Below are 7,068 nucleotides of genomic sequence, written 5' to 3'. Positions count from 1 at the left end.
GCTTCCGGAGGCCGGAATAGGTCGGCAACACGCCACGACAGGACCCGGAGAGCTCCTCCCGGCCCACCTACCGTGTCCGCGGATCACCCCACTTCGGGGGTGCAACGGGCGCGGCCGGGTTCGGCCCCGCTCGAAGCCGACACGGCTGAGGAGACACATGCGGCGCCGGACGACCTACCGAGCAGCACCGAAGGCGACTGCGAGACTTCTGCGGCAGCGTTCCCGCTCCACCCTGCTCGCCGTCGTCGGCGCTTCCGCGCTGACCGGCGCGCTGATCGTCGCGTTGACCACCGTTCCCACCGAGCCGAGCGAAGCGCACACGAGGACCGCCGTCTCCGCGTGCATGAAGATCTCCGACAACTCACTCAGCCGCGAGCGGCGGTACGAGCAGTGCCTCGACAAGGTGCTCGCCTGGATCTCCGAGCACGACGGGAGCCTCGGTTCCCTGCAGGAGGTGGAGTGGCGCGCCGACGGCAGCGCTACCCCCTCGACGGCGTCGGCGAGCGACTCTCCCGCGCCCCGACCGGTCACATCGAGCCCCGCACCGACCGCGTCGGTGTCGAGCAGCCCCACGTCGAGTTCGTCGGCTACGGCTACGGCCTCGCCGTCGGCCTCGGCATCCCCGACGAGCACGGCGTCTGCAACGGCATCGCCCGCGGCGCCGCAGCCCGAGTCCACGAAGACCGCCGACGGGTTCACCGCGGCGTTCGGGTCGCGACCGGTCTCCGGGAAGGTGACCTGCGACGGGCAGTCGAACGTCACCATCAGCGGCAAGACCTTCAAGGCGATCGGCAACGACACACCGGCCATTACGATCCGGAACTGCCACAACGTCCGCATCGTGCAGAACGACTTCATCGACGACGCAGAACCCATCTTCGTCACGGATTCCACCGACGTCACCATCGAGTACAACCGCTACCGCAACATCGCCGGCCCCCATGAGCGCAACGGCTCCAACCGCGGGAACTTCACCCAGTGGGTCAACTCCACCGGCGGCTCCATCAGCCACAACAGCGGGTCCGGCGGCGATACCGAAGACATCATCTCCATCTACAAGAGCGGTGGCCACGACGCGGGCAACCCGCTCGTCATCGCCGACAACCGGTTCGAGGGCACCAACTGGACCAGCGGTTCCGGCTCGGGGATGATGCTCGGCGACGGCGGCGGCTCCCACGTCGTGGTGAAGGACAACGTGCTCGTCAACCCCGGCCAGGTCGGCATCGGCGTCGCCGGGGGCTCCGACATCCGCGTCACGGGCAACACGATCCTCGGACAGCCCCGCGCTTCGTCCAACGTCGGGATCTACGTCTGGGGCCAGGACGCCGGGTGCTCCGATATCCAGGTCGCCGGCAACACCGTCGACTTCGCGAAACCCTCCGGCATGAAGTCCGGCGGTTGGGACGGCGGCAACTGCGGGGCGATCAGCGGCTGGTCGTCGAACGACTGGACCGCCGGCGTCGGCCTCGGCGCGGTCCGGGTCGTGCTCTGAGCACTGACCCTCTCTGAGCACTGGCGCGCGGTGCCGGATGGCACCGCGCGTCAGGCACTGATCAGGCGACGGAGCGGGAGATCTTGACGACCTCGTGCTCGCTGAACATGCGGGAGGCGGCCCTCAGCGCCTCGACACCCGGGCGGGAGAGGTCGCGTGCGGCGACCCACTGATCGACGCTCTCCCACGTCTCCCTGAACGCCGGTACCTCGGGGACCTTCGCCGATGCGAAGCGTTCAGCGAGGCGGGCGATCCGCGCCGCGAGCGGTTCGGGATCGGGCAGGATCGCGGCGAGGGACTCCACCGCCGATGTCGGTGCGGTCGACCACTTCGACGGCATGAGGGAGACGAAACCGCGCTCGCGGTCCACCGCGAAGCCGCGTGCAGGAACCGCGGCGGGGCTGGACTCGACGCGCGACTTCGGCGCCCGGTAGGCGGCGACCTGGACCTCGTCGAGCAGGTCGTCGCGGACGAACCCTCGCAGGCGCTCCATCACCGAGCACGCCCACCAGGCGTCGGTGAGCACGCTCGGTGACACGGAGCCGCTGGATGAGAATCCGTCGGACACGAGCCACACCCGCTCAGCACCACCCGACGCCGGGCACTCCCGCGAGTCGAAGAAGAGACCTCCAGCCGCTCGCGACGGGATGATCGCCGCTGCGCTCGGGAGCACACCTCGGAGCACCAGCATCCGCGAGAGCCGAGCGCTGGCCTCACGGTCCGGGAGAACCGATGCGGGCGTCAGGGCCGGGTTGTGGATGCCGGTCGCGAGCACCGCGCGCTGCGCGCGGACGCGGACCGTCTCGCCCGCCGACGTGACGGCACCGGCTTCCCAGAACCCGTCAGACCGGCGGCGCAGCGATGTGCACCGCCCGGAGATCAGAAGACTGTCGATCGCGCCGAGCTCACGCGCGACGCTGAGGAAGGAGGGACCATCCAGCACGGCCTCGTCGGTCCGCACCGTGAGGACGTCGTCCCGCACGTAGTCCGGGCGCTCCTGCTCACCGGCGGCCGAACCACCGATCCGGTTCCGGAACGCCGTGGCCCACTCCTCCTCGTGGCCGAGCGCCACGGTCTGGACCGTGGTGTGGAACCCGATGACGGGGTTGCTCCACCAGAACGGCACGTTCTGGCCGAGTTCGTCGATCAGGTCGGCCTCGCGCTCCGGGTCGTAGAGCCTTCCTCGATGCAGGTGGCCGTGCCAGTGCGCCGACTGGGCGTCGAATCCGACCTCGTCCGCGATCCACGCGACATCGAGTCCTCGATCGACGGCGGTCAGGACCGCGAGCGTGCCCGCGATGCCTCCGCCGACGATCACGACGTCGTGCACGCGCTTCACGGCAGGATCTCCAGACCGAGCTGGTCCGCATGGACGTCGACGACCGCAGCGTTGCCGTCGTCGAAGACGACCTCGACGGCGAGTGTCCTCGAACGCATCAGGACTCCGTCCTGGCCGGCGTCGACGAGATCGAGGTCCCACAGCCGGGGCAGCAGCACGATCTCACCGAGGTCGAGGGGGATCACGACGTCGCCGTTGCGGTTCTGCTGCAGCAGCCGGTCAGCGGACGTGCGCTGCTCCTCGGGCGGCAGCGGTGAGCGCAGCGGAGGGTCGAATGATCGGGGATGAGCGCGCACGGTGGGGGGTTCTCCTGAGCTCGGGTAGCCGATCGAGCGGCTGCACAGGGTTTCGAGACGGGGCGGCGAACTCGGGTGGGTGTATCCGACGCCGTCCTTCCTCTGAAGCGGACAGTGGTGAAGATTCTCCGACCAACCGCGGCGCGCCGCAATCCCCCGGAAAGGGGGGTGCGGCGCGATCGGCCGGGTTTTTTCGGCGTTCAGGTCCGGACGAGGTCCTTCGCGTCCCGGTACCAGTCCACCGTGGATTCGAGGCCGGTGCGGAGGTCGATCCTGGCGGTCCAGCCGGCGTCGGCGAGCTTGGAGACGTCGAGCAGCTTCTGAGGGGTGCCGTCCGGCTTGGACGTGTCCCACTCCGTCCGACCCGAGTATCCGACGACCTCGGCGACGGTCTCCGCGATCTCCCGGATCGTGACGTCGGTACCGGTGCCGACGTTGACCTGATCGCCCCCGTCGTAGTGCTCGAGCAGGTGCAGACAGGCGTCGGCCATGTCGTCCACGTGGAGGAACTCGCGTCGCGGCGAGCCGGTCCCCCAGTTCGTGACCGAATCGGCACCTGATGCCCGCGCCTCGTCGTACCGGCGGATCAGCGCCGGCAGCACGTGCGAGCCCTGGGGCGAGAAGTTGTCGTTCGGCCCGTAGAGGTTGGTCGGCATCGCCGAGATCCACGGCAGCCCGTACTCGCGCCGGACCGACTGCACGCCCAGGATGCCGGCGATCTTCGCGATGGCGTACGCGTCGTTCGTCTCCTCCAGATGGCCGGTCAGGAGGGTGTCCTCCTTGATCGGCTGCGGCGCGAACTTCGGATAGATGCACGACGAGCCGAGGAACAGCAGCCGTTCCGCCTCCTGCGCGAGCGCCGCGTCCATCACGTTCGTCTGGATGCGCAGGTTGTCGCTGAGGAACTCCACCGGGTAGGTGCTGTTGGCGAGGATCCCGCCGACCTTCGCGGCTGCGAGCACGACGTACCGCGGCTTCACCTCCGCGAAGAAGTCGAAGACCTCGTCCCTGTCCTTCAGGTCGAGCTCTGCGCTGGTGCGGCCGACGAGGTCCGTGAACCCCTCGGCCTTCAGCTTGCGCCAGATCGCCGAACCCACGAGGCCTCGATGGCCAGCCACGTAGACGACGGCGTCGCGGTCGAGCGCGGACGGGGTGTAGTCCACCCGGTCCGACGCTCCGCTCACGCTTCGACCTTGAAGGTGCTGTTCCTGCGGTTCTGCCAGGAGTCGAGTCTGACGGTGTCGATCCACGGCCGTCCCTCGTGGGAGAGCGCCTCGACATCGGCCTCCACCATCAGCTTCGCGAGCTGCAGACCGTCGACCGTCGGCGTCCAGCCCAGCTCGGTCCGCGCCTTCGTCGCGTCGCCGATCAACGCATCGACCTCCGTGGGCCTCAGGTATCGCTCGTCGAACTTCACGTACTCCTGCCAGTCCAGGCCGACGTGACCGAACGAGGTCTCCAGGAACTCCCGGACCGTGTAGCCGACGTTCGTGGCGAGCACGTAGTCGTCGGGCTGATCGGCCTGCAGCATCCGCCACATCCCCTCCACGTACTCCGCCGCGTACCCCCAGTCGCGGATCGAGTCCAGGTTGCCCATGAACAGCTCCGACTGCACGCCCGCCTTGATGCGAGCGACCGCGCGGGTCACCTTGCGGGTCACGAAGGTCTCCCCGCGGCGCGGGGACTCGTGGTTGAACAGGATCCCGTTCACCGCGAACATCCCGTACGCCTCGCGGTAGTTCTTCGTCACCCAGTACGCGTACAGCTTCGCGGCACCGTAGGGGCTGCGCGGGTAGAAGGGAGTGTTCTCGTCCTGCGGCGGCGGCGTCGCACCGAACATCTCGCTCGACGACGCCTGGTAGAACCGGCAGTGCAGCCCCGCGAGACGCACCGCCTCGAGCAGCCGCATCGCGCCCACCCCCGTCGTGTCACCGGTGTGCTCCGGCTCGTCGAAACTCACCCGCACGTGGGACTGCGCCCCGAGGTTGTACACCTCCTGCGGTTTGATCTCGGACAGCAGCGTCACCAGACGGGCGCCGTCCGACAGATCGCCGTAATGCAGGAACAGCTTCGCGTCCGGATTGTGCGGATCCGTGTACAGGTGATCGATCCGCGCCGTGTTGAACGTCGACGCGCGACGGATCAACCCGTGCACCTCGTAGCCCTTCTGCAGCAGCAGCTCGGCCAGATACGAACCGTCCTGACCGGTGATCCCGGTGATGAACGCAACCTTCTTGAACATCGTGGACTCCTCAGTCAGATGGTGGAATGGAGGCGAGCCGACGCGGCGACGACGCGCGATGAGGACCGCGCGTGCCGGGTCGGCGTCTCGGAGCGGATGGCCGGCGAGGAAGCGGCGCTCATCGTGCGCCGCCCATCTCGCCCTTCAGGATGCCGCGCTCGCGCAGCGTCCTGACGGTGAAGTTCCTGGCGGTCGCGATGGCCGCGTCGAGCACCCGCCGCGGCGGAAGCCGGGCGTACCCGACGGACTCGGTGCCGCCCAGCGCGTTCCGGTCCTGCGCCAGGTACGCCCAGTAGGTCTCCCGCCACACGTACTTGATCGTGACCGCTTGAGCCGTGCGGTACCCGATCAGCGGTTCGGACAGCGACGCCTTCTTGACGGGGAACATCTTCCGGAACATCCCGAGGTCCTCGGAGCGCGTGCAGGCCTCGTCGTAGCCGCCGACCGCCTGCGCCAGGGCGGTCCGGTACATCGCGGTGGGGTGGTTCACGCCCATCTTGCCGCGTCGGAACACCTCGTCGATGTCCGCCTGCGACTCCGGGAACTTCTGCGCGAGCCTGCCGCTCCCCCAGTCCCCGAACTCGTAGGCCTGCGTACCGAGGAGGCCGAGTTCGGGATCGTCGAGGAACGCCTGCCGCTGCTTCGTGAACCGTTCGGGCACGGCGATGTCGTCGGCGTCCGTGATCGCGGTCAGCCATCCGCGGGCGATCGCGAAGGCGTGGTTGCGCGCTGCGGCGACGCCGACGCGCTTCGGCATCGTGAGGATCGTGATCCTCGGGTCCTCGTCCGCGAAGGGGCGGATGACGTCACCGGTGCCGTCGGTGGAGCCGTCGTCGACGATGATCAGCTCCCAGTCCTCGAACGTCTGGGCCTGGACGGACCTCACCGCTTCGGTGATGACTTCCGCGCCGTTCAGCACCGCCATGATGGCGGTGATCTCTGGCGAGCCGTGCGGGGGGGCTTCGTCGGTCACAGGGCGGTCTCCTCTTCAACGGTGCGGCGTGCGAGCAGCTCGTCCGCGGATGGATCTGGGTCGTCGGTCGGTGCTGCGCCGCGGCGCAGGTCACGACGGACGAAGAGCAGCGCGCTGACGAGTCTGACCAGCATGCCGAACGCCTGGCCTGCGGGCAGTGCGAACATGCCGAGCAGCGGAAGCAGAGCGATCGTCGTGAGCAGCCCGATACCGGCAGCGACGGCGCTGAGGCCGAACGCGCCGCGGCTGCGCCCCATCGCGAAGATGAGCTGGATGACGACGATGCTGAGGCCCTCCAGCATGACCGCGACGAGGCGCGCGCCGACGAGCGGCAGATCGGTGGGTCGGTCGAACACGACGGTGATGAGGTCGACGCTCACGGCGATCGCGAGGAAGTACACGACTCCCGCAGCGGTCACGACGGCGAAGATCCGCACCATCCGGGTTCGCAGCCCGGCTGCGTTCGTCCGGCCGGCGCTGAGCGCGCGCAGCAGGGACGGGTTCAAGAAGGTCAGCAGCCCGACGATGACGATGTTCAGGGGGGACGCGACGACGCGCGCCGCCTCGAGGTCGCCGAGCGCTGTTGCGGACACGCTGAACAGCACGGCCTGGTTGCAGCCGAACCACGCTGCCTGGACGGCGATCTCCGCGAACAGGAAGCGGACACGGACACGGAACGGATCGGGACGGTAGGCGGTGTACCGGGCGGCGCCGCGAAGCAGGAAG

The 7,068-nt window shown here is 68.7% G+C and carries 7 protein-coding genes; 1 reads left to right on the top strand and 6 read right to left on the bottom strand.

Annotated features, from left to right (window positions below; all coding sequences use genetic code 11):
• Positions 1-174: 174 nt before the first annotated feature.
• The gene (locus ACFE67_RS04665) at positions 175-699 is read right to left on the bottom strand and encodes a hypothetical protein (protein ID WP_375405705.1); all 525 of its coding nucleotides are present in this window, start codon (positions 697-699) and stop codon (positions 175-177) included.
• Positions 700-763: 64 nt separating this feature from the next.
• On the opposite strand from ACFE67_RS04665, the gene ACFE67_RS04660 reads away from it, so the two are divergent.
• Positions 764-1,492, top strand: coding sequence for a right-handed parallel beta-helix repeat-containing protein (locus tag ACFE67_RS04660; protein WP_375405707.1), 729 nt, complete (start codon positions 764-766; stop codon positions 1,490-1,492).
• Between the two features lie 61 nt (positions 1,493-1,553).
• Here the strand turns inward: ACFE67_RS04660 and ACFE67_RS04655 are convergent, their stop codons facing one another.
• The 5 genes from ACFE67_RS04655 to ACFE67_RS04635 all read right to left on the bottom strand — a co-directional run bounded on the left by ACFE67_RS04655 (position 1,554) and on the right by ACFE67_RS04635 (position 6,342).
• The gene (locus tag ACFE67_RS04655) at positions 1,554-2,831 is read right to left on the bottom strand and encodes an FAD-dependent oxidoreductase (protein WP_375405704.1); all 1,278 of its coding nucleotides are present in this window, start codon (positions 2,829-2,831) and stop codon (positions 1,554-1,556) included.
• On the bottom strand, positions 2,828-3,127 hold the full coding sequence (locus ACFE67_RS04650; RefSeq protein WP_375405703.1) for a hypothetical protein: 300 nt from the start codon (positions 3,125-3,127) through the stop codon (positions 2,828-2,830). Before ACFE67_RS04650 ends, ACFE67_RS04655 begins: the two co-directional genes overlap by 4 nt.
• A gap of 200 nt (positions 3,128-3,327) precedes the next feature.
• Positions 3,328-4,311, bottom strand: coding sequence for a GDP-L-fucose synthase family protein (locus ACFE67_RS04645; protein ID WP_375405702.1), 984 nt, complete (start codon positions 4,309-4,311; stop codon positions 3,328-3,330).
• Positions 4,308-5,369, bottom strand: coding sequence for a GDP-mannose 4,6-dehydratase (gene gmd, locus ACFE67_RS04640; RefSeq protein ID WP_375405701.1), 1,062 nt, complete (start codon positions 5,367-5,369; stop codon positions 4,308-4,310). Before gmd ends, ACFE67_RS04645 begins: the two co-directional genes overlap by 4 nt.
• 118 nt (positions 5,370-5,487) lie before the next feature.
• Entirely contained in the window at positions 5,488-6,342 is an 855-nt protein-coding gene (locus ACFE67_RS04635) for a glycosyltransferase family 2 protein (protein ID WP_375405700.1), read from the bottom strand.
• Positions 6,343-7,068: the final 726 nt, after the last annotated feature.

The organism is uncultured Amnibacterium sp., assembly GCF_964244015.1.
Taxonomy (GTDB): Bacteria; Actinomycetota; Actinomycetes; order Actinomycetales; family Microbacteriaceae; genus Amnibacterium.
The sequence above is the reverse complement of the archived record's forward strand: the minus strand, read 5'-3'. Positions and strand labels throughout refer to the sequence as shown.